The following is a 20617-nucleotide window of genomic DNA, read 5'->3' as shown; positions in this document are numbered from 1 at the left end:
CCGGTTTCGCTCAGGTCTACAAAACACTCCCGTGGTTGATTGTCACGGGGGTGACTTGACGCGGGTCAGGTGGACTGGCGACCATCGAACCTACGCTTGAGTAGGTTGAGGTTCGGCCTGCCGGGCGCCCCAGAACGTGCCGCGGGCGCGGCGGCACCGTCCGGCACTCCAACTCGTCCAGCGAAGGAAACGCATGTCCGTGACCCCCGAAGAGAAGTTCCAGACCGGCCTCCTGCTCGACCTCGAGCCGGTGGTCGAGACGGAGCTCAACCGGCACCTGTCCATGGCCAAGGAATGGTTCCCGCACCAGTACGTGCCGTGGAGCGAGGGCCGCGACTTCGACGGGCCGCTCGACGGCGAGCCCTGGTCGATCGAGCAGTCGAAGGTGACCCCGGAGGCGCGCGAGTCCCTCATCGTCAACCTCCTGACCGAGGACAACCTGCCCGGCTACCACCGCGCCATCGCGACCGTGTTCGGCCGCGAGGGCGCCTGGGGCACCTGGGTCAACCGGTGGACGGCCGAGGAGAACCGGCACGGCATCGTCATCCGCGACTACCTCACCGTCACCCGCGCCGTCGACCCCGTCGCGCTCGAGCGGGCCCGGATGCACCACATGGAGGCCGGCTACGAGGCCGACCACGGCGAATCGTTCCTGCACGGCACCGCCTACGTGTCGTTCCAGGAGCTGGCCACCCGCGTGTCGCACCGCAACACCGGCAAGGCGTCCGGCGACCCGCTCTGCGAGCAGATGATGGCGCGCGTCGCGGCCGACGAGAACCTGCACATGATCTTCTACCGGAACCTGATGGGCGCCGCGCTGGAGGCCGCCCCGAACGAGACGATGCGGGCCATCACCGACGTCGTCAAGGCGTTCCAGATGCCCGGCCACAGCATCGACGGGTTCCTGCGCAAGTCCGTCGTCATCGCCAACGCCGGCATCTACGACCTGCGCCTGCACCACGACGACGTCCTCAGCCCCGTGCTGCGCAAGTGGGGGGTCTTCGACCGCACGGACCTGACCGGCGACGGGGAGAAGGCCCGCGAGGAGCTCGCCGAGTTCATGGAGCAGCTCGACGCCGCCGCGACCAAGTTCGAGACCCGCCGCGAGGAGCGCCGCGCCCGCCAGGCCGCCCGCAAGGGCTGAGCCCCGCACCGAGCCGCGCCCGCCCGCGCCGGGACCGCACCGCCCCGCGCCGGGAGCGCACCGCCTCGCGCCGCGTCGCGGCCGTTTCGTGATCTTCTCGCGGGAACGGCCGCGCCGCCGCCGGCGTCCGATCGGGTTTTGCCGGAACGTGATCGCGGTTTCCGGCGTCTCAGTGTTCATGGGGACCCAACGGCGCCTGGGTGAGTATCGGCTGCTGGACGAGATCGGCCGGGGGAGCACCGCGATCGTGCACCTGGCCCTGGACGCGCAGGGCCGCGAGGTCGCGGTCAAGGAGCTGTGCCCGCAGGTCGCGGGCGAGCCGGAGGCGCTCGCGCGGCTGGCCCGCGAGCTGGCCGTGCAGGCGCGGGTGAACAGCCGGTACGTCGCGCGGCTGCTGGACGGCCGGGTGTCGGCGGAGCGGCCGTACGTCGTCATGCAGTACGTGCCGGGCTGCCCGCTGAACGCGCTGGTCGACGCGTACGGGCCGCTCGCGGGGGACCGGCTCGTCCGGTTCGCGCGGCGGCTGGCGCTGGCCGTCGCCGACGTGCACGACGCGGGCGTGCTGCACCGGGACGTCTCGCCCGGCAACGTGATCGTGCTGGGCGACCGGCCGACGCTGATCGACTTCGGCATCTCCCACCACGAGGGGATGGAGCAGATCACCCGGCGCGGGATGGTCGTGGGGACGCCCGCCTACCTGGCCCCGGAGCTGATCGAGGGGGAGCGCGCCACGACCGCGTCGGACGCGTTCTCCTGGGGGGCGACCGCGGCGTTCGCGGCGACGGGCCGCCCGCCGTTCGGGCGGGGCTCGCTGCACGGGGTGTGCTTCCGGATCCTGCGCGGCCAGGCGGATCTGGACGGGGTGCCGGAGCCGCTGCTCGGGGTGGTGCGCCGCGCGCTGGCGCGGGACCCGGCGGACCGGCCGACCGCCCGCTGGATCGCGGGGGCGCTCGCGCAAAGTGACGACCCTATCACGGTTCGCGGCCGGTTTGCGGCGGCCTGAGATGACCGTTGAATCCTTCTCGCCGGGGCGGCGAAGGTAGGGTTTCGGAAACGATGGAGGGAGCAGTCACGTCCGGGGACCGTATCGGCCACTACAGCGTGCTCCAGACCCTCGGGGAAGGGGGCATGGGCGTCGTCTACCTCGGCGCCGACCCCGAGGGGCGCAACGTGGCCATCAAGGTGCTGCGGCCGGCGGTGGCGGGCGACGCCACGGCGCGCCGCAGGCTGGCCCGCGAGGTCGACTCGATGCGGCGCGTGCACAGCCCCCACGTCGCGGAGATCCTCGACGCCGACGTCACCGCCGACCAGCCCTATATCGTCACCCAGTACGTGCCCGGCCGCACGCTGGAGGAGGTCGTCGAGGAGGGCGGCCCGATCTACGGGCCGGGCCTGCAGCGGCTGACGGTCGGCCTGGCGTCGGCGCTGTCGGCCATCCACGGCGCGGGGATCGTGCACCGCGACCTCAAGCCGGGCAACGTCATGATCGTGGACGGCGAGCCGGTCGTGATCGACTTCGGCATCGCGCAGGGCGCGGACGCGACCCGGCTGACCGCCACCGGCATGGTCATCGGCACCCCCGGCTACCTCGCCCCGGAGATCATCGAGGGCGAGGACGCGGGGCCGCCGTCGGACGTGCACGCGCTCGCCGGCACGGTCGCCTACGCCGCGACCGGCCGCCCGCCGTTCGGCTCCGGCACCTTCGAGTCGATCTTCTACAAGATCATGCAGGGCACGCCCGACCTGGACGGCGTGCCGGAGGCGCTGCTGCCGCTGCTGCGCTCGGCGATGTCCCGCAACCCGGCCGAGCGGCCCACCGCGGTGAACCTCGTCCAGCTCGCCCGGCGCATCCACCTCGAAGCGACGATCACCGACCAGACGCGGATCGACCAGCACTACACCCGCCCGGACGCGACGTCCCAGCCGGTCGGGCGGCCCGCGCCCGACCACGCCCGGCAGTTCGCCATGCCGCCGGACGAGACGCCCGGCCGCACGGACGGGCTCGCCGGCGGGCCGACCCCCGCGCCCGCGCCGCTCCCGGCGCCCGCGCCCGTCCCGGCGCAGCCGAAGGACTTCGTCGGGCAGCTCCCGCCGGCCGCGCCGCCGCCCGTCCCACCGCCCGCGCCCGGCCCCTACGACGCCGCGCCCCGGTACGGGCCGCAGAACTACGGCACGCAGGGGACGTACCAGCCGACGAACTACGGCCCCTACAACCAGCCGCCGACCCAGCCGCCCCCCAACCAGCCGCCGCCGAACGCGCTGCAGCGCGGCCCGCAGCAGGGCGGCCCCTACGACCCGCAGCAGCAGGACACGCAGCACCGCCGTCCCGAACCCGCCCGCGACGACCGCGACAAGGACGCCCGCAAGCCCTACGGGTGGTACCGGGTGCTCGGCTTCCTCGTCCTGGTGGCGCTCCTCGGCTTCGCCAACATCGCGCCGCTGCTCGCGGTCGGCGTGACGATCGTGGGCGTGCTCGTGCTGCGCAGCGCCGACAAGGCCGCCCAGGGCATGGAGGGCAAGCGGACCCGGCGCGGCCCCCGCTCAGGCGACGCGGTCGCCGCCGCGTTCCGGACGCCGCTGCACCTGCCCGGCGCCGTGATGGTCACCGCGCTGCTGGCGGCGCTCAGCGTGTTCGCCGGGCTCGTCCTGCTCGGCGTGCTGATCTTCACCAAGTCCGACATGACGGCGTCCCGGGCGATCGCGTACTCGGCGATGGCGGTGATCGGGCTGCTCTGCCTGGCGCCGGGCAGCGGCGCGCCGCGCCGCCAGCTCGCCCGGATCTGGGGGGCGCTGCTCCCGCGCACCGAGGCCGCCCTCGCCGCCGCCCTCATCCTGGGGATCTTCGCGGCGGTGCTGGTCGGCCTCTCCCAGAAGCAGCCCCCCGACACCACCCCGCTGGACGGCATGAGCCAGAACCTGGAGAGCCTGCGCAGCGATGTCCACGACCTCGTCACCGGGTTCCCGTTCGTCTGACGGGGCCTGGCTCCCCCCGCCGCCGCGCGGGGCTCCGGGCGGTCCGCCGCCGTTCTCCGCCCCGGTCCCCGCACCGCCGCTCCCGCAGGACGCGCTCCCCGCCGAACCGCCCGCCACCGGCCCCGCCGCAGCCCCGCCCCCGGAGTCGCCCCCCGCCGAACCGTCGGACGCGGGCGGGGAGATGATCGGCCCGTACCGCCCGGTGGAGCTGATCGGCTCCGGCGGCATGGGGCAGGTGTTCCGCGCCCGCGACCCGCGCGGCGGCACGTTCGCCGTCAAGACCCTGCACCCCCACCTGGTCGACGCCCCCGACTCGCGCGCCCGGCTGCGCCGCGAGGTCGAGACGATGGGCCGGGTCACCAGCCCCCGCGTCGCCGAGATCGTCGAGTTCGACGTGGACGCCCGCGTCCCCTACATCGTCACCCGGTACGTCGAGGGGCGGCCGCTGCTGGACGAGGTCCGCGGCGGCGGCGCGATCACCGGCGCGGCGCTGTGGCGGATCGCCGTCGGCACGGCCGAGGCGCTGGAGGCGGTGCACCGCGCCGGCGTCGTCCACCGCGACATCAAGCCCGGCAACGTGCTGCTGGAGGCCGGCGAGCCGGTCGTGATCGACTTCGGCATCTCCCAGGGCGTCGACGACACCCGGCTCACCCACACCGGCGGCGGCCGGTCCGGCACCTGGCGCTACCTCGCGCCCGAACTGCTGGAGGGCGCCGACGCCGGCCCGTCCGCGGACGTGTTCGCGTGGGCCGCGACCGTGGCGTTCGCCGCGACCGGCGCCGACCTCTACGACGCCCCGAACGACGCGGCGGTCTGCGTCCGGATCATCCGCGGCGACCACGACCTGAGCGGCGTCCCCGACGAGCTGCGCCCGCTGCTCGCCGACGCGCTCGCCGCCGACCCGTCCGCCCGCCCGTCCGCGGAGGCGCTGGTGAAGCGGCTGCGGGCGCTGCGCCCCGACTCCGCCGGGCTGCGGGTGTCCACCGGCGGCGGCCCGGCCGTGTCCACCGGGGCCCGCGAGATCGGCGAACGGCCCCGCCCGCTGGCGCCGATCGGCCCGTACCGGCCGCTGCAGCGGCTCGGCCGCGGCGGCATGGGCGACGTCTTCCTCGCCCGCGCCGACGACGGCCGGATGATCGCGATCAAGACGCTGCACCCGTTCCTGCCCGCCGAGTTCCAGGCGAAGGACCGGCTGCGCCGCGAGGTCGAGGCGATGCGCCGGATCCGCAGCCGCAACGTCGTCGAGCTCGTCGACCACGACGTGGACGCCGACCCGCCCTACATCGTCACCCGCTACGTCGAGGGCACCTCCCTGCTGGAGACGGTCAAGCGCCGCGGCCCGCTGCCCCGCGACGGCCTGCTCCGGCTCGCCGGCGGCCTGGCCGGCGCGCTCGCCGCCGTCCACGAGGCCGAGAGCGTCCACCGCGACGTCAACCCGGGCAACGTGATGATGGTGTCCGGCGACCCGATCCTGATCGACTTCGGCATCGCGTCCCTGTCCGGGGCGTCGCGGCTGACCCAGGGGCCCGTCGGCACGCCCGGCTACGTCTCGCCCGAGGTGCTGGAGGGCAGGCCCGCCGGGCCGCCCACCGACGTGTTCGGCTGGGCCGCGACGATCGCCTACGCCGCGACCGGGCGCCGCACCTACGAGGCGACGAGCCCGGCGGCGTTCGTCCGCCGCGTCCTGACCGGGTGGCCGGACCTCGCCGGCATCGACCCCGACCTGCGCGAGGTGCTGGAGGACGCGCTGGCCCGCGACCCCGGGCAGCGGCCCGACGCGGCGGAGCTGGCCGCGCGGTTCGCCAACCCCGGCTCGATCGCGCCCCGGCTGCGGCTCAAGCCCGCCCCGAAACCGGAGCCGCCCCCGCCGCCCGAGCCGGCGCCGCCGGCAGACCGGGTCGTCGCGGGCCGCGCCGCGTTCGCGCAGGCCGGCTTCGCGCTGACGGTCTCGGTGATCGAGGTGTCGCTCGCCGAGGCCAAGCGGGAGCTCGTCGCCGCCGAGCGCAGCCACGCCATCGGCGGCACCTGGTCCGAGCACGCCGCCGGCCACGCCCGCAAGTCCCTCGACGCCGCGACCCGCGCCGCCCGCGACGCCCGCACCGGCACCGGCGTCCCCGCCAACGCCCCCCGCCTCGCCGAGATCTACCAGGCCGCGAGCCTCTACGCGAGGCACGCGCAGGGCCTCCTCCAGGGCCGCCCGGTGATGCCAGGGCGGCTCGCCGACGTCCGCCGCGCCATCGCGCTGCTCGGCACCGCCCGCTTCACCCGCGCCCGCTTCAAGGAGGGGTACGACCCCGCCGAGGTCGACGGGTTCCTCGCCCGCGTCCGCGACTGGCTGGAGGGCGACCGCCGCGGCCTCGCCGAGGTCATCGGCGCCGACGACGTCCGCGCCCGCTCGTTCACCCTCCGGCGCCTCCGCGAGACCTACGACAAGGACGAGGTCGACGCCTTCCTCGCCGCCCTGGAAACCGAACTCCGCCGCACCGGTTACGTGTAGCCCAGGGGGACGACCCCCTGGAACCCCCGTCACGGTTGGCAGGCTGTTTCCCGCTCCGCTAGCGCTCCGCGCGAAACAGCCTGCCAACCGTCGGGCAGGCCCGCTGCGCTCGCTGCACTCGCTCCGCGTGCCTGCCCGCGCGGTGGCTGAGGTTCAAACCCCCGGGGCGGGAGTTCAACCGCCGTGCTCGCATGTGCCGGCCGGCTATGCCACATCGCGTGCCTGCATGTGGGGGTGGTGGCGGATCGCTGCGGGGGCGGTGGGGCGGTGGGTAGGGTGGCGGGCCATATGAGCGGCGAGACGAGCCACCAGGAGCACATCGGGCCGTACCGGCTGCTGGCGCGGCCGGCCGGTGCGTCCGGCGTGCACCGGGCCACCGGGCCGGACGGGCGCGATGTGGCGATCAGGCTGCTCCCGCCGGGCGCCGCGCCGGACATCGAGCGGATGCGCGCGGTGGCCAGCCCCTATGCGGCGGACGTCCTGGACGGGGAGTCCGGAGGGCGGCGGCCGTACGTGGTGTCGCGGTTCGTGCCGGGCCGTCCGCTGGCGGAGGTCGTCGCGGAGCAGGGGCCGATGGCGGGCGACGCGCTGCGGCGCATGGCGGCCGGGCTGGCGAAGGCGCTCGCCGCCGTGCACCGGGCGGGGCTGGCGCACGGCGAGCTGGGGCCTGGGACGGTGCTGGTGGTGGACGGCGCGCCGGTCGTGGTGGACTTCGGGCTGGCGGCGGGGGCGCACGGGCCCGGCGACGTGCACGCCTGGGCGGCGACGGTGGCGTTCGCGGCGACCGGGCGGCACGAGGCGCCGCCGGACGCGCTGCCCGCCGACCTGCGCCCGCTGGTGGAGGCGGCCGCGGACCCGGATCCGGCGGCCCGGCCGGACGCGGAGCGGCTGGCGGAGGAGGCGTCCCGGCTGGTGGTGCGCCCGGCGCGGCCCGTCCCGGCGCCCGCGCCGGCGGTGGAGGAGACCGCGCCGCCGGTGGCGCCGGTGCCCGCCGCGGAGCCGGCCGGGAGGCCGGAGGGGCCGGCGGTGGCGCAGGCGTGGGCGCGGCTGCTCGCGGCGATGGTGGTGGTGATCGGGGTCGGCGTCGCGGTGATGATGCCGATCATGGGCCTGCTGCTGACCCTGGTCGCGGTGACGGCGCTGCGGGCGGCGACGTCCGACACGGTCGCCGGGTGGGCGTCGGCCTTCGGACGGACGGCGCTGACCGTCCCGTACGCGGCGGTGCTGGCGGCGGCGGTGCCGCTCGGGCTGGCGGCGGCGTCGGTGATCGGCGGGGAGATCGACTCGCTGGGCGCCTGCGCGCTCGGCGCGGGGGCGGGGGCGGCGGTGCTGTGGACGGCGCCGGGTGTCAGCGCGCCGCGCCGGCAGTTGGAGCGGATGTTCATGGCGGTCGCGGGCAGCCCGCGGCGGATCGCGGTCGCGGGGGTGGCGCTGGGCGTGCTCGCGCTGGTCGCGGTGGTCGGGGCGATGTCGCTGATGCCGAGCTTCGCGCCGATGTACGGGCTGCAGAGCACGCTGGAGCGGTCGATGGACCGGCTGCAGAACGCCCTGGACCGCGGGTGAGCGGTGCCCGCGTCACGCCGTCCGCTGGACGGGACGGGCCCGGCAAACCCGGTGGGCACGTGGGTAAGGTCTCACGAACTGGGATTTGCCAGTAGGCTACCGATGAGTAACATTTGTCGTGCACGGCCGAACCGGGGACCCGGCTCCGAAGCACGTTCGGGTGTTTGGCAGGCTGTGACAGCGAAACGCATGTCCGCGTCGACCCGTCATGGGCGGCGCCCCTCTGTCCGCTTACCCCAGCGGCCAACTGAGTGCAGGGAGGTCGGCCACCGGCCATGAACATCGTCGTCCTGGTGAAGCAGGTTCCCGATACGGAGAGCCCGCGCAAGCTGAAGTCCGATGACAGCACGCTCGACCGCGCTGCCGCGGACGGTGTCATCAACGAGCTCGATGAGTACGCCATCGAAGAGGCGCTGCGCATCAAGGAGGCCCAGGGCGGCGAGGTGACCGTTCTGACCATGGGCCCGGACAAGGCCACCGACTCCATCCGCAAGTCGCTGGCGATGGGCGCCGACAAGGCCGTCCACCTCGTGGACGACGCCCTCGCCGGCTCCGACGCGCTGCAGACCTCCTACGCGATCCAGCAGGCCCTCGGCCGCACCGGCTTCGACCTGGTGATCCTCGGCTCGGAGTCGACGGACGCGCGCACCGGCGTGCTCGCCGCGATGCTCGCCGAGCGGCTCGGCGTGCCGCAGGTGTCGCTGGCCAACAAGGTCGAGATCGACGGCTCGTCCATCAAGGCGCAGCGCGTCACCGACTACGGCTTCGACCGCGTCGAGGCGACCCTGCCCGCGGTGGTCTCCGTGGTCGAGAAGATCAACGAGCCGCGCTACCCCTCGTTCAAGGGGATCATGGCGGCCAAGAAGAAGCCGGTCGAGACGCTCGGCATCGCCGACGCCGGCATCGACGCCGCGCAGGTCGGCCTGGCGAACGCGGCCACCGAGGTGGTCGACTTCGCCGAGGCCCCGCCGCGCGCGCAGGGTCAGATCGTCACCGACGAGGGCGACGGCGGCGTGAAGATCGCCGAGTTCCTCGCGTCGAAGAAGTTCGTCTGACCGAGGAAGGGGATTAGAACAATGGCTGAGATTCTCGTCCTCGTCGACCACGTCGACGGTGAGGTCAAGAAGGTCGCCCTCGAGCTGCTGACGCTGGCGAACAAGCTGGGCGAGGCCTCCGCGGTATGGATCGGCCCGGGCGCCGACGGTGCCAAGGACAAGCTCGGCGAGTACGGCGCCGCGAAGGTCTACGTCGCCGCCGACGAGGAGCTGACCTCCTACGTCGTCGCGCCGAAGGCCGCGCTGCTGGCGCAGCTCGTGGCCGACAAGTCGCCGGCCGCGGTGCTGGTCTCCGCGACCGCGGAGGGCAAGGAGATCGCGGGCCGCCTGGCGGTCAAGACCGGCTCCGGCGTGCTCACCGACGTGGTGGACGTCGCCGACGGCCTCGTCGCCGAGCACTCCATCTTCGGCGGCGGGATCATCGCGCACGCCAAGGTGAAGACCGGCACGCCGATCATCGCCGTGCGCCCGAACTCCGTCGCCCCCGAGGCGTCCCCGGCCACCCCGGCCGAGGAGGCGGTGTCGGTGACCCTGTCGGACGCCGACAAGGCCACGAAGATCGTGGAGAAGGTCGTCCAGGAGAAGGGCGAGCGCCCGGACCTGACCGAGGCCGCGATCGTGGTCTCCGGCGGCCGCGGCGTCGGCGGCGCCGAGAACTTCAAGATCATCGAGGGCCTGGCCGACTCGCTCGGCGCGGCCGTCGGCGCGTCCCGCGCCGCGACCGACGCCGGCTGGTACCCGCACTCGTTCCAGGTCGGCCAGACCGGCAAGACCGTGTCGCCGCAGCTGTACGTCGCGGTCGGCATCTCCGGCGCCATCCAGCACCGGGCCGGCATGCAGACCTCGAAGACCATCGTCGCCATCAACAAGGACCCCGAGGCGCCGATCTTCGAGCTCGTCGACTACGGCGTCGTGGGCGACCTGTTCCAGGTCGCGCCGCAGCTCACCGAAGAGATCAACAAGCGCAAGTGACCTCTCCCGGACGCCCCGTCCCCGGAACGCTCCGGGGGCGGGGCGTCCGGCGTGTCAGGAGCGCGCCGGCCGCGGGTACGGGACGGCCGCCAGCAACTCCGGCTTGATCATGTCCTTGACCTCGGCGTAGGGGACGGTCGTGTCCTCCTCGCCGCACGCGGACGCGTAGCCGAGCAGCGCGCCGTAGAAGGCCACGCGCAGGCCGATCGGCGTGAGCGCCATGCTGACGTCGCCCGTCCCGACGAACGCCGACGGGTTGTCGGTGCCGTGCGGCTGGATCGGCCCGGTCCCGGCGTCGACGTCGCTGTAGCAGTAGGTGCCGTGGGGCAGGTGCGCCTTGATCTTCCGGTCCAGCGGCGCGAGGCCCTGCCGCGTCGGGACGCGGAACAGGTCGAGCGGGCGGTAGGCGGCACCGGTCCGCAGGTCGACGGTCACGGCGGGCGAGTGGTCCCAGCCGGTTCCGCGCTCGCCCTGCAGGGAGACGGTGTACCAGACCGACAGCAGCCGGTCGCCGCGCATCAGGATCGCCGCCTTCACGACGTCGGTGTAGCCGCCCCTGCCGATCCCGGCGAGCCCCTTGCGGGTCTTGGCCCACCGCTCCTCGAGCGGCGCCCGCAGCGCCGCGTTGATCTTCCGGACGAGCGCTGGCCGCCCGCCCGAGACCGTGACGACCTGCCCCCGCGCCTGGAACGTCATCCCGCGGCCGAGGTCCTGCGGCGGTTCGTTCAGCGCGGCGAGCGCGGCCACGATCGGCTTCGGCTCCGGCTTGTCCTTCGCCTCCGCGACGTAGACGGCCGCGCCGGCGCCCGCCGCGACGACGGCGGCGCCGCCCGCGACCGCCGCGGCGCCCTTCGCGCCGAGCGCGCCGAGGACGCCCTTGCCGGCCGTGGCGGTCCCGGCCGTCCCGGCGCTCGCGCCGGATCCGCCCGCGGCGCTCGCGGCGCCCGCCGTGCCGGCCGCGCCCGCTCCGCCCGCGGCGGCGCCCGCTCCGGCGCCGCCCGAGCCGAGGCCCAGCGCGGTGAGGGGGAACAGCAGGGACAGCGCGGCGGTGGCGCCGGCGAGCGTGCGGACGCCGCGCGTCTCCCAGTCGGGGCCGTAGGCGCCGGACGCCGCGGACTCCAGCTCGGTCACGAACGCGGCGGCGCCGAGCGGGCGGTCCCAGGCGCTCTTGGCCAGGCCCCGCTCGATGAGCGGCCGCAGCGGCTCGGGGACGTCGGCGACCGGGATGGGCGCGGTGAGGTGGCGGCCCATGAGCCCGGCCTGGTCCTCGGCGGTGTAGGGGCGGCGCCCGGTCACGCACTCGAAGAACACGCACGCCGCGGCGTAGACGTCGGTGGCGGGGGAGGCGGGCTCGCCGCGCCACTGCTCGGGCGCCATGTAGACGGGCGTGCCGGACCGTCCGCCCTCCCCGGCCTCCACCGCGATGCCGAAGTCGATCAGCTTGCTGCACCCGTCGCCGCGGACGATCACGTTGGCGGGCTTGTAGTCGCGGTGGACGATGCCGAGGTCGTGCGCGGCGGCCAGGCCGAGCAGCGAGCCCTTCAGCACCGCGAGCGCGGCCTCGGGCGCCAGCGGCCCGCTCTGGGCCAGCACCGCCTTCAGCGACGCCCCGTCCACCGCCTCCATCACGATCGCCGCGCCGTCGGCCGTCTCGACCAGCCCGTACAGGCGGGCGACGAACGGGTGGCGCAGCCGCCGCAGCAGGTCCGCCTCGCCGCGGAAGCGCTCGCGGAACTCCGCGTCGCCCGCGAGCGCCCCGGCGAGGTATTTGATCGCGGCGGGCCGTCCCGTGCCGTCGTGCCGCGCCAGGACGACCCGGCCCTGCGCCCCCTCGCCGAGGACCCGCAGCTCGCTGTACCCCGGAACCCGCCAGTCGCCCATATGCCGCCCCGTCTCTGGATTAGAGGGCGTTTATACCGGATCAGCGCCTCGGTGGGGGAGGGAGCCTCCGGTGAGGGGCGGCGTGAACGGCGTCAGGCGGCGACGGGCTCCGGGTGGGTGCCGTTCGGGTCGTCGCCGGACGCGCCGGAGGCGACCCCGGCGGTCTGCGGCGCCTCGGTGTCGGCGATCCCGGCCGGCACCTCCGCCGCGGCGACCGCCGATGGCGCCTCCGCCGCGGCGACCGCCGCCTCCGGGGAGTGCGCCGAGACGTCGGCCAGCGACCGGAGCGGGAGCAGGCGGGCGCCGGCCGCGATCAGCAGCGCCAGCAGGACGACCACGCCGACGCCGACGCGCAGCGACGTCGCGTCCGACAGGAACCCGACCACGACCGGGCCGAGCAGCAGGCCGCCGTAGCCCATCGCGCCGACCTGCGCGACCGCGGCGGCCGGGCGGCCCGGCGCGGCGGTCCCGGCCAGCGAGATCGTCGTCGGGACGACCGTGCAGACCACCAGCCCGGTCGCGAAGAACCCGGCGATCGCGACGGGCGCGGACGGCGCCAGCACGACGGCCGTCATGCCGAGCGCGGTCCCGATCCCGGCGCCGGTCAGCAGCCGGCGGGTGCCGAGCCGCATCCGGACCCGATCCCCGACCAGCCGGCCGAAGAGCATCGCCAGCTCGAACATCGGGTAGCCGAGCGCGGCGAGGGCCTGGGATGCGTGCATCTCGTCGTGCAGCAGCAGCCCGCTCCAGTCGGCGATGGACCCCTCCGTCATGAACGCGATGAACGCGAGCACGCCGATGAGGTAGACGGCGCCGGGCAGCCGCCGGGCCGCCCGGCCCGTCCCGGACGCGGCGGGCAGCGCGGTGGCGGGCACCGCGCCGCTGTCGACCGGGTAGCCGTCGGGGAGGTAGGTGCGGCCGAGCGCCAGGCCGAGCGGCACCGCCGCCAGCGCGGCGACCAGCACGGTGGCGGTGAAGCCGAGCCCGGCCGCCGCGGTCGCGACGCCGTACAGGCCGCCGCTCATCGCGCCGACGCACCAGCCCGCGTGCATCCCGCTCATGATCGACCGGCGGTACGCCTGCTCGACCACGCTGCCCTGGGCGTTCATCGCGATGTCGGTGATCCCGAAGGTCATGCCGAACAGCGCGACGGCCCCGAGCAGCAGCCCGTAGGTGGGGGCGAGCGCGACGCCCGCGTACGACAGCGCGGTCAGCGGCAGCGCGACCCGCAGCACGTTGCGGCTCCCGGCCCGCGCCATGACGCCGCGCAGGGCCTGCATCGCGACGATCGCGCCGAGGCCCCAGATGAGGACCACGATGCCGATCTCGCCCTCGGACGTCCCGAACTTCCCGGCCAGCGCCGGCATCCTGGCCACCCACACTCCGGTGAGCAGGCCCGCCAGTGCGAAGGTCAGGAACGTCCCCGAACGGGCACGGAACAGCATGGTTCACCTCTTTCTCGGCTCGTCGCGCATGCGATGCGTGCGCACGCGTGTGCGCGCTGGTTCCTCTGTGGCGGGGATCCGGGCGTCATGGAACGCTCCAGACCCCGATGGGGCCGGGAGCGTCTCGGACGGTGCCGGGTGGGCGCCGGGGGCGGCGCCCTGCCTCAGGTCATCGGCGTGCTACGGCAGGAGCGCCAGCAGCCGCCGTTTCAGTGCCGCGAGCTGTTCCCCGTCGTACAGCTCGGGCGCGTGGCTCACCACTTCCCACAGGCCCTCGGCCGCCAGCCGGACCACCTGCGCGGCGCCCGGGTCCGGGTCGTCGGCGGGATCGCGGCCGTGCCAGCGCCGCATCGCCTCGTTCAGCGGCTCGGCCTGCTCCGGATCCGCCGCGGCGGCCGTGATGGCCGACCATCGTCGGTACGCGCGGGCCTCCCCGCCGAGGATCTCGAAGGTCGCCTCGACGTAGGCCCGGGTGTAGGACCCCGGCGTGCCGTCGTCGTAGGAGGCGATCAGGCCGTCGAACTCCTCGATGACCCGCGCCACCATGGCCTTGACCAGAGCTTCCTTGGTGGGGAAGTGGTAGAGCAGCCCGCCCTTGCTGACCCCCGCGCGGTCCGCGACCGCGGCGAGCGTCAGCGCCTGCGTGCCGTGCTCGAACAGCACGGACTCCGCGGCGTCCAGGAGGGCTTCACGTTTCATGACCATTCCACTGTACCGGCCGGACGGTATACACGCCAACCGCGCCCTGCGCAGCGTTATTCCCCAGGTCACGGCACCCCACCCAGCGCCGCTCCCGCAGGCTCCCGGGCGCCCGCGGGGAACAGCGGCCGCGCGGATACTGTTGAGCGCGTGGTGACCTACCTCGACCATGCGGCGACGACCCCGATGCTGCCCGAGGCCATCGAGGCGATGACCGCGGAGCTGCGCGAGCTCGGCAACCCCTCCTCGCTGCACGCGGCCGGCCGCCGCGCCCGCCGGGTCGTCGAGGAGTCCCGCGAGATCATCGCCGAGGCGTTCGACGCCCGGCCGAGCGAGGTCGTGTTCACCTCCGGCGGCACCGAGGCCGACAACCTCGCCGTCAAGGGCCTCTACTGGGCCCGCCGCGCCGCCGACCCGGCCCGCGTCCGCGTCCTCGCGGGCGCCGTCGAGCACCACGCCGTCCTCGACGCCGTCGCCTGGCTCGGCGACCACGAGGGCGCCACCGTCGAGTGGGTCCCGGTGGACGGCCTCGGCCGCGTCCTCCCCGAGGCGCTCGGCGAGGCCCTCGGCAGCGGCGACGACGTCGCCCTCGCCACCGTGATGTGGGCCAACAACGAGGTCGGCACCGTCCAGCCCGTCCCGGAACTGGCCGCCGTCGCCCGCGAGCACGGCGTCCCGCTGCACACCGACGCCGTCCAGGCCGCCGGGCACCTGCCCGTCCGGTTCGCCGCCAGCGGCGCGCAGGCGCTGACCATCACCGGCCACAAGCTCGGCGGCCCCGTCGGCGTCGGCGCGCTCCTGCTCGCCAAGCCGAAGGAACCGCTGTTCCTCGACCCGGTGCCGCTGCTGCACGGCGGCGGCCAGGAGCGCGACGTCCGGTCCGGGACGCTCGACACCCCCGCGATCGCCGGGTTCGCCGCCGCCGTCCAGGCGTCCGCGGCCCGCCGCGACGCCGAGGCCCGCCGCCTCGCCGACCTGCGCGACCGGCTCATCGAGGCCGTCCGCGCCGCCGTCCCCGACGCGATCCTCAACGGCGACCCCGCCGACCGGCTCCCCGGGAACGCCCACTTCTCCTTCCCCGGCTGCGAGGGCGACGCGCTGCTCATGCTGCTCGACGCCCGCGGCATCGCCTGCTCCACCGGCTCGGCCTGCTCCGCCGGCGTGTCCCAGCCCAGCCACGTCCTGATGGCGATGGGCACCGGCCCCGAGCGGGCCCGCGGCTCGCTGCGCTTCACCCTCGGCCACACCTCCACCGAGGCCGACGTCAAGGCCCTCGCCGACGCCATCGGCCCCGCCGTCGAACGGGCGCGGCGCGCCGGACTGTCCTGACCGAGGCGGCCCGCCCCTCCCTCGGCGGCCGGGTTTGACCGATCCTTGAACGGGGACGGCGTTCGCCGTTCAAGGAAGGTGAGATGGCGGCGAAGGACACGGCCCGCGAGGTCGGGCGGCGCGCGGCCGGGCACCCCTGGTTCCACCTCCTCTCGCGCGCCGGCCTCGCCGCGCGCGGCGTCCTCTACCTGCTGATCGGCTGGCTGGCCCTGCTGATCGCCGCCGGGCACGGCGGCACGGAGGCCGACAAGCAGGGCGCGCTGCGCGCCATCGCGGACAGGCCGGGCGGCTGGGCCGTCCTCTGCCTGCTCGCCGCGGGGTTCGCCGGGCTGGCCCTGTGGCAGTTCGCCGAGGCGCTGTACGGGCGCCCCCTTCCCCAGGGACGGCGCAAGCGGATGCGGCTCCCGGCCGCCTTCCGCGGGCTCACCTACGTCGCGGGGTGCGCCGGCACGATCGGCTTCCTCTTCGGGCTGGGGCACACGTCGAGCGACCAGCAGTCACGCGCCCTCTCCGCGCGGGCCATGGCCGAGCCCGGCGGCCGCTGGGCGGTGCTCGCGGTCGGCGCGGGCTTCGTCGTCTGGGGCGTCGTCACGCTGGTCAACGCCGGGCGGCGCGCCTTCCGCGACGAGCTGGCGACGGACGAGATGGGCACGGTGGCGCACTGGATCGTCCAGCCCCTCGGGATGGTCGGGAACGTCGCGCGCGGCCTGATCGGCGGCGCCGTCGGCGCCTTCCTGGCCTACGCGGCGATCTCCTTCGAGCCGGACCGGGCCCAGGGGCTGGACGGCGTGCTGCGCGAGTTCGCCGCCACCCCGGCCGGCGGCTGGGGGATGGCCGTGATCGCCCTGGGCGTCGTGACCTTCGGCCTCTACTCCTTCTGCGAGGTCCGGTGGCGCAAGGTCGAGGCCGTCGAACCGCAGGACGACCGCCCTCCCGGCGCCTGAGCTGCACTTTGCCGGAGTTTGACCGACTCGTCATCGGGCACAGCTCTGCCGTTCGCGACGGGAAGGGACGGGGACGATGACCACGAATGCGGCCGACGGCGTGGAGCGGGCCGGTCGGCAGGTTGCGGGACACAAGGCGTTCCACGCCTTCTGCCGGTCGGGTCTGGTGGCGCGGGGCGTGCTGTACCTGCTGATCGGCTGGCTCGCCGTCCAGATAGGGCTGGGCGACGGCGGCCAGGAGGCCGACAAGCAGGGAGCGCTCCAGACGGTCGCGGACAAGCCGGGCGGCACCGTGATGCTGTGGCTGCTGACCGCCGGGTTCGCCGGGCTCGCCCTCTGGCGCTTCTCCGAGGCGGCCTTCGGGCAGCCCACCGCGGACGGCAGGAAGGCGACCAAGCGGCTGGCGTCCTTCGGCCGCGGCGTCTTCTACTCCGCCGGTTTCGTCACCATGCTGAACTTCGTGCTCGGGCAGGGCGGGAACTCCAGCAACGAGCAGTCCAAGACGTACACGGCGCGCGCGATGGAGCACACCGGCGGACGGTGGCTCGTCCTGGCCGTCGGCATCGGCTTCTTCGCCTGGGGCGTCGGGAGCGTCGTCGGCGCCGTCCGGCGCAAGTTCCTCGAACGCCTCAACACCGGGCGGATGAGCCCCCGCACCCGGACCGTGGTCAAGACGCTCGGCGTCGTCGGCCGCGCCTCCCGCGGCGTCGTCTTCGGCGGCGTCGGGGTCTTCCTCGGGTACGCGGCCGTCACCTTCGACCCCGGCAAGGCCAAGGGGCTCGACGGCACGCTGCGCCAGTTCGCTGGCACCCCGGCGGGACCGTGGCTGCTGGTCGTCGTCGCCGTGGGGCTGCTGGTCTTCGGGGCCTACTCGTTCTGCGAGGCGCGCTGGCGCAAGGTGGAGGCCGTCCGGAACGGCTCCCGGGGCCGGGGCCGGACGGGCCGCGGAGGCGCCCGCCGGCTGCTGCCCCAGGTCCGCTAGAGGCGGCTCACGGCTGGTAGGGCGCCAGGGCCTTCCAGCCGGGGTCGGCGGTCGAGGCGACCTTCGCCTTGCCCTCGCCCCACCCGGCGGCGAGCTGGTCCAGCTCGGCGATCACCCCGGAGTCGGGGTCGGCGTACAGGTGGAACACCCGCAGGCCGTCCCCCGTCTCGCGGACGGCGAGGACCGCCCGGTCGCCGAGCTTGGTCAGCTTCTTCTCGAACGCGCGCAGCGCCCCCGACGACGGCTCCACGGGGAGCCGGTCGGGGTTGGCGTTGGCGTACGGGACGGTGATCGCCACGTGCAGGTCGCAGAGCGGGTAGTCCTGCCGGTGCAGCGGGAACCGGGCGCCGAGCCGGGCCGGGTGGCCCCGGGGCGTGCGGCCCTCGCCGGTGAGCCAGGCGGGCTCGCTGAACGGCTCGGCGATCTGCTCGACGACCGCGGACAGCATCGACGGCGGGAGCGAGTCGATCGGCGCCTCCGTCGCGATGGAGACCTCGCCGATCCAGCGGGCCACGTCGTCCTCGCCGAGCGCCCAGTCCAGCACGTGCAGGGCGACCGCCACCTGCTGCTCCTCCGACACGAACAGGAAGTCGGGGTGGTAGGCGGTGATGTGCACCCGGGCCCGGTCGGGGTCGGCGCGCATGCCGAGCCGGACGTACTCCAGGTCGAACTCGTGGTCGCCGAGGACCAGGTCCTGCGACAGCATCTCCAGGTCGGGACGGCGGGCGGGATGGAACGTCCAGTCGCCGGCCGCCGCGCCGGCCGGGGCGGCGCGGAACCAGCGCTCGGCGAGCCCGCGCAGCTCGGGGTCGCCGCCGCCGGTGACCGTCAGGGACGGCGTGCGGTCGTCCGCGCCGCCGATCTCCCACTGCAGGTCCGGGTGGATCCGGTGGACGCGGCGGGACAGCTCCTCGATCGCCTCCGCCGACAGGCCCTCGCCGGGCGCGGGGCCGCCGGCGTCCTCCGGGCCGGTGCCCGAGGCCGCCAGCGACGCCTCGATCGTCGGGCGGGCCTGCGCCCACCACTCCCAGAACTCGCTGATCGCGGGCGGTGTCGCGGCGGAGGACTCGCGCGGGCGGCGGAAGATTCCCATAACCCGGCTCATCGTACGCGGAAACGGCGGCGACCGACCCTCCGACGCCGCGTACGCTCGGATGCACTATGACTCTGCGCGTACTCGCCGCCATGTCGGGCGGCGTCGACTCCGCGGTGGCCGCGGCCCGCGCCGCCGAGGCGGGGCACGACGTCACCGGCGTCCACATGGCCCTGTCCAGCAACCCCCAGTCGTACCGGACGGGGGCGCGCGGCTGCTGCACCCTGGAGGACTCCCGGGACGCGCGCCGCGCCGCCGACGTGATCGGCATCCCGTTCTACGTGTGGGACCTCGCCGAGCGGTTCCACCAGGACGTCGTGGAGGACTTCGTCAGCGAGTACGCGGCGGGCCGCACCCCGAACCCGTGCCTGCGCTGCAACGAGAAGATCAAGTTCGCGGCGCTGCTGGACCGGGCGATGGCGCTCGGCTTCGACGCGGTCTGCACCGGCCACTACGCGCGGCTGGACGGCGGCGTCCTGCGCCGCGGCGTGGACGAGGGCAAGGACCAGTCGTACGTGCTGGCGGTCTGCACGCCGGAGCAGCTCGCGCACGCGATGTTCCCGCTCGGCGACACCACCAAGGCCGACATCCGGCGCGAGGCGGAGCGGCGCGGCCTCCAGGTGGCCGACAAGCCGGACAGCCACGACATCTGCTTCATCGCCGACGGCGACACCCGCGGGTTCCTCACCGAGCGGCTCGGCTCGGCGCCCGGCCCGATCGTCGACACCGACGGGACGCGGGTCGGCGAGCACGACGGCGCGTACGCGTACACGATCGGGCAGCGCAAGGGGCTGCGGCTCGGCGTTCCCGCCCCGGACGGCAAGCCCCGCTACGTCCTGGACATCTCGCCGGTCACCAACACCGTGACCGTGGGGCCGCGCGAGGAGCTGGACGTCCACGAGATCCTCGGGGAGCGGCCGGTGTGGCTGGCCGAGGCGCCCGCCGGGCCGTTCGCCTGCCACGTCCAGCTCCGCGCGCACGGCGAGGTGTACGCCTGCACCGCCGAGCGGGACGGCGACGGCCTGCGCATCCGCCTGGACGCCCCGGCGCGCGGCGTCGCGACCGGCCAGGCCGCCGTCCTCTACGAGGGCGACCGCGTCCTCGGCTCCGCCACGATCGCCGAGACGGCCCGCGTCCCCGCTTGACGGGCACCCCATGACCATGCGTTGACTTGCCGCGAGTCAATGAGCCGGTGCGCGCTTGGAGGGCGTTGTGAAATTCGGTGTGTCGACGTTCGTGACGGACGACGGGATCGGGCCCGCCGCGCTGGGGCGGGCGCTGGAGGAGCGGGGGTTCGGGTCGCTGTTCGTGGCCGAGCACACGCACATCCCGGTGAAGCGGGAGACGCCGTGGCCGGGCGGGGACGAGCTGCCCCGGCGCTACTACCGGACGCTCGACCCGTTCGTGACGCTGACCGCGGCCGCGACGGCGACCGAGCGGCTGCGGGTCGGCACGGGCATCGCGCTGATCGTCCAGCGGGACCCGATCGTGCTGGCCAACGAGGTCGCCTCGCTCGACCTGGTCTCCGGCGGGCGGGCCGTGCTGGGCGTCGGCGCGGGCTGGAACCGGGAGGAGATGCGCAACCACGGCACCGACCCGACGACCCGGATGCGGCTGCTGCGCGAGCGCGTCCTCGCGGTCAAGGAGCTGTGGACGAAGGACGAGGCGGAGTTCCACGGCGAGTTCGTCGACTTCGACCCGGTGTTCTCCTACCCCAAGCCGGTGCAGGACCCGCACCCGCCGGTGCTGATCGGGGGGTCGGGGCCGACGACGTTCGACCGGGTGGTCGAGTTCGGCGACGGCTGGATGCCGATCTTCGGGCGGGGCACCGACGCGCTCGCCGCGCAGATCGCCGAGCTGCGGGAGCGGGCCGGGCGGCGCGTCCCGGTGACGCTGTTCGCGGTCCCGCCGAAGCCCGAGGTGATCGCGAGCCTGGAGGGCGCGGGCGTCGACGAGGCCCTGTTCGACCTGCCGACCGAGCCGGCGGACGACACGCTGCGCCGCCTGGACCGGCTGGCGGAACTGCTCTGATCGTCCGCC

16 protein-coding genes are annotated in these 20617 nt (G+C 74.9%); 12 read left to right on the top strand and 4 right to left on the bottom strand.

Annotation, left to right across the window (positions count from 1 at the left end):
* Nucleotides 1–193: 193 nt before the first annotated feature.
* From ABT299_RS37215 to ABT299_RS37185, 7 genes are all read left to right on the top strand, one after another.
* Nucleotides 194–1144: an acyl-ACP desaturase gene (locus ABT299_RS37215; protein ID WP_190852210.1), complete on the top strand. Its 951-nt coding sequence runs from the start codon at nucleotides 194–196 to the stop codon at nucleotides 1142–1144.
* Between the two features lie 178 nt (nucleotides 1145–1322).
* Nucleotides 1323–2147 (top strand): serine/threonine-protein kinase, encoded by an 825-nt coding sequence (locus ABT299_RS37210; RefSeq protein WP_500253597.1) that lies wholly within the window; start codon nucleotides 1323–1325, stop codon nucleotides 2145–2147.
* Between the two features lie 53 nt (nucleotides 2148–2200).
* Nucleotides 2201–4117 carry a serine/threonine-protein kinase gene (locus ABT299_RS37205; protein ID WP_500253596.1) on the top strand — a complete coding sequence of 639 codons (1917 nt, stop codon included), beginning with the start codon at nucleotides 2201–2203 and terminating at the stop codon, nucleotides 4115–4117.
* A gap of 181 nt (nucleotides 4118–4298) precedes the next feature.
* The gene (locus ABT299_RS37200) at nucleotides 4299–6614 is read left to right on the top strand and encodes a protein kinase domain-containing protein (protein ID WP_500253595.1); all 2316 of its coding nucleotides are present in this window, start codon (nucleotides 4299–4301) and stop codon (nucleotides 6612–6614) included.
* Between the two features lie 288 nt (nucleotides 6615–6902).
* Nucleotides 6903–8177 carry a protein kinase family protein gene (locus tag ABT299_RS37195; RefSeq protein WP_500253594.1) on the top strand — a complete coding sequence of 425 codons (1275 nt, stop codon included), beginning with the start codon at nucleotides 6903–6905 and terminating at the stop codon, nucleotides 8175–8177.
* A gap of 275 nt (nucleotides 8178–8452) precedes the next feature.
* Nucleotides 8453–9232, top strand: a complete 780-nt coding sequence (locus ABT299_RS37190) for an electron transfer flavoprotein subunit beta/FixA family protein (RefSeq protein ID WP_151591051.1) — start codon at nucleotides 8453–8455, stop codon at nucleotides 9230–9232.
* 21 nt (nucleotides 9233–9253) lie between these two features.
* A complete protein-coding gene (locus ABT299_RS37185; RefSeq protein WP_500253593.1) occupies nucleotides 9254–10204 on the top strand; it encodes an electron transfer flavoprotein subunit alpha/FixB family protein in 951 nt (316 codons plus the stop codon).
* 54 nt (nucleotides 10205–10258) lie between these two features.
* On the opposite strand, the gene ABT299_RS37180 is transcribed toward ABT299_RS37185, so the two are convergent.
* From ABT299_RS37180 to ABT299_RS37170, 3 genes are all read right to left on the bottom strand, one after another.
* The gene (locus ABT299_RS37180) at nucleotides 10259–12085 is read right to left on the bottom strand and encodes a serine/threonine-protein kinase (protein ID WP_500253592.1); all 1827 of its coding nucleotides are present in this window, start codon (nucleotides 12083–12085) and stop codon (nucleotides 10259–10261) included.
* A 92-nt stretch (nucleotides 12086–12177) separates the two neighbouring features.
* Nucleotides 12178–13530, bottom strand: a complete 1353-nt coding sequence (locus tag ABT299_RS37175) for an MFS transporter (protein WP_500253591.1) — start codon at nucleotides 13528–13530, stop codon at nucleotides 12178–12180.
* A gap of 180 nt (nucleotides 13531–13710) precedes the next feature.
* Entirely contained in the window at nucleotides 13711–14229 is a 519-nt protein-coding gene (locus ABT299_RS37170; protein ID WP_387027184.1) for a TetR/AcrR family transcriptional regulator, read from the bottom strand.
* A gap of 153 nt (nucleotides 14230–14382) precedes the next feature.
* On the opposite strand from ABT299_RS37170, the gene ABT299_RS37165 reads away from it, so the two are divergent.
* The 3 genes from ABT299_RS37165 to ABT299_RS37155 all read left to right on the top strand — a co-directional run bounded on the left by ABT299_RS37165 (nucleotide 14383) and on the right by ABT299_RS37155 (nucleotide 17484).
* Nucleotides 14383–15558, top strand: coding sequence for a cysteine desulfurase family protein (locus tag ABT299_RS37165; protein WP_500253610.1), 1176 nt, complete (start codon nucleotides 14383–14385; stop codon nucleotides 15556–15558).
* Between the two features lie 83 nt (nucleotides 15559–15641).
* On the top strand, nucleotides 15642–16502 hold the full coding sequence (locus tag ABT299_RS37160; RefSeq protein ID WP_500253590.1) for a DUF1206 domain-containing protein: 861 nt from the start codon (nucleotides 15642–15644) through the stop codon (nucleotides 16500–16502).
* A 76-nt stretch (nucleotides 16503–16578) separates the two neighbouring features.
* Entirely contained in the window at nucleotides 16579–17484 is a 906-nt protein-coding gene (locus tag ABT299_RS37155; RefSeq protein ID WP_500253589.1) for a DUF1206 domain-containing protein, read from the top strand.
* Between the two features lie 7 nt (nucleotides 17485–17491).
* Here ABT299_RS37155 and ABT299_RS37150 read toward each other — a convergent pair whose 3' ends face one another.
* The gene (locus ABT299_RS37150; RefSeq protein ID WP_190865123.1) at nucleotides 17492–18577 is read right to left on the bottom strand and encodes a DUF695 domain-containing protein; all 1086 of its coding nucleotides are present in this window, start codon (nucleotides 18575–18577) and stop codon (nucleotides 17492–17494) included.
* A 68-nt stretch (nucleotides 18578–18645) separates the two neighbouring features.
* Here ABT299_RS37150 and mnmA point away from each other — a divergent pair, with 68 nt between their 5' ends.
* On the top strand, nucleotides 18646–19722 hold the full coding sequence (mnmA, locus tag ABT299_RS37145) for a tRNA 2-thiouridine(34) synthase MnmA (RefSeq protein WP_500253588.1): 1077 nt from the start codon (nucleotides 18646–18648) through the stop codon (nucleotides 19720–19722).
* Between the two features lie 67 nt (nucleotides 19723–19789).
* A complete protein-coding gene (locus ABT299_RS37140) occupies nucleotides 19790–20608 on the top strand; it encodes a TIGR03619 family F420-dependent LLM class oxidoreductase (protein WP_190865119.1) in 819 nt (272 codons plus the stop codon).
* Nucleotides 20609–20617 lie beyond the last annotated feature (9 nt).

The sequence above is a fragment of the Spirillospora sp. NPDC000708 genome (assembly GCF_040299565.1).
GTDB lineage: Bacteria > Actinomycetota > Actinomycetes > Streptosporangiales > Streptosporangiaceae > Spirillospora.
Note: the sequence above shows the minus strand (reverse complement) of the source record. Positions and strands in the feature narration are given on the sequence as shown.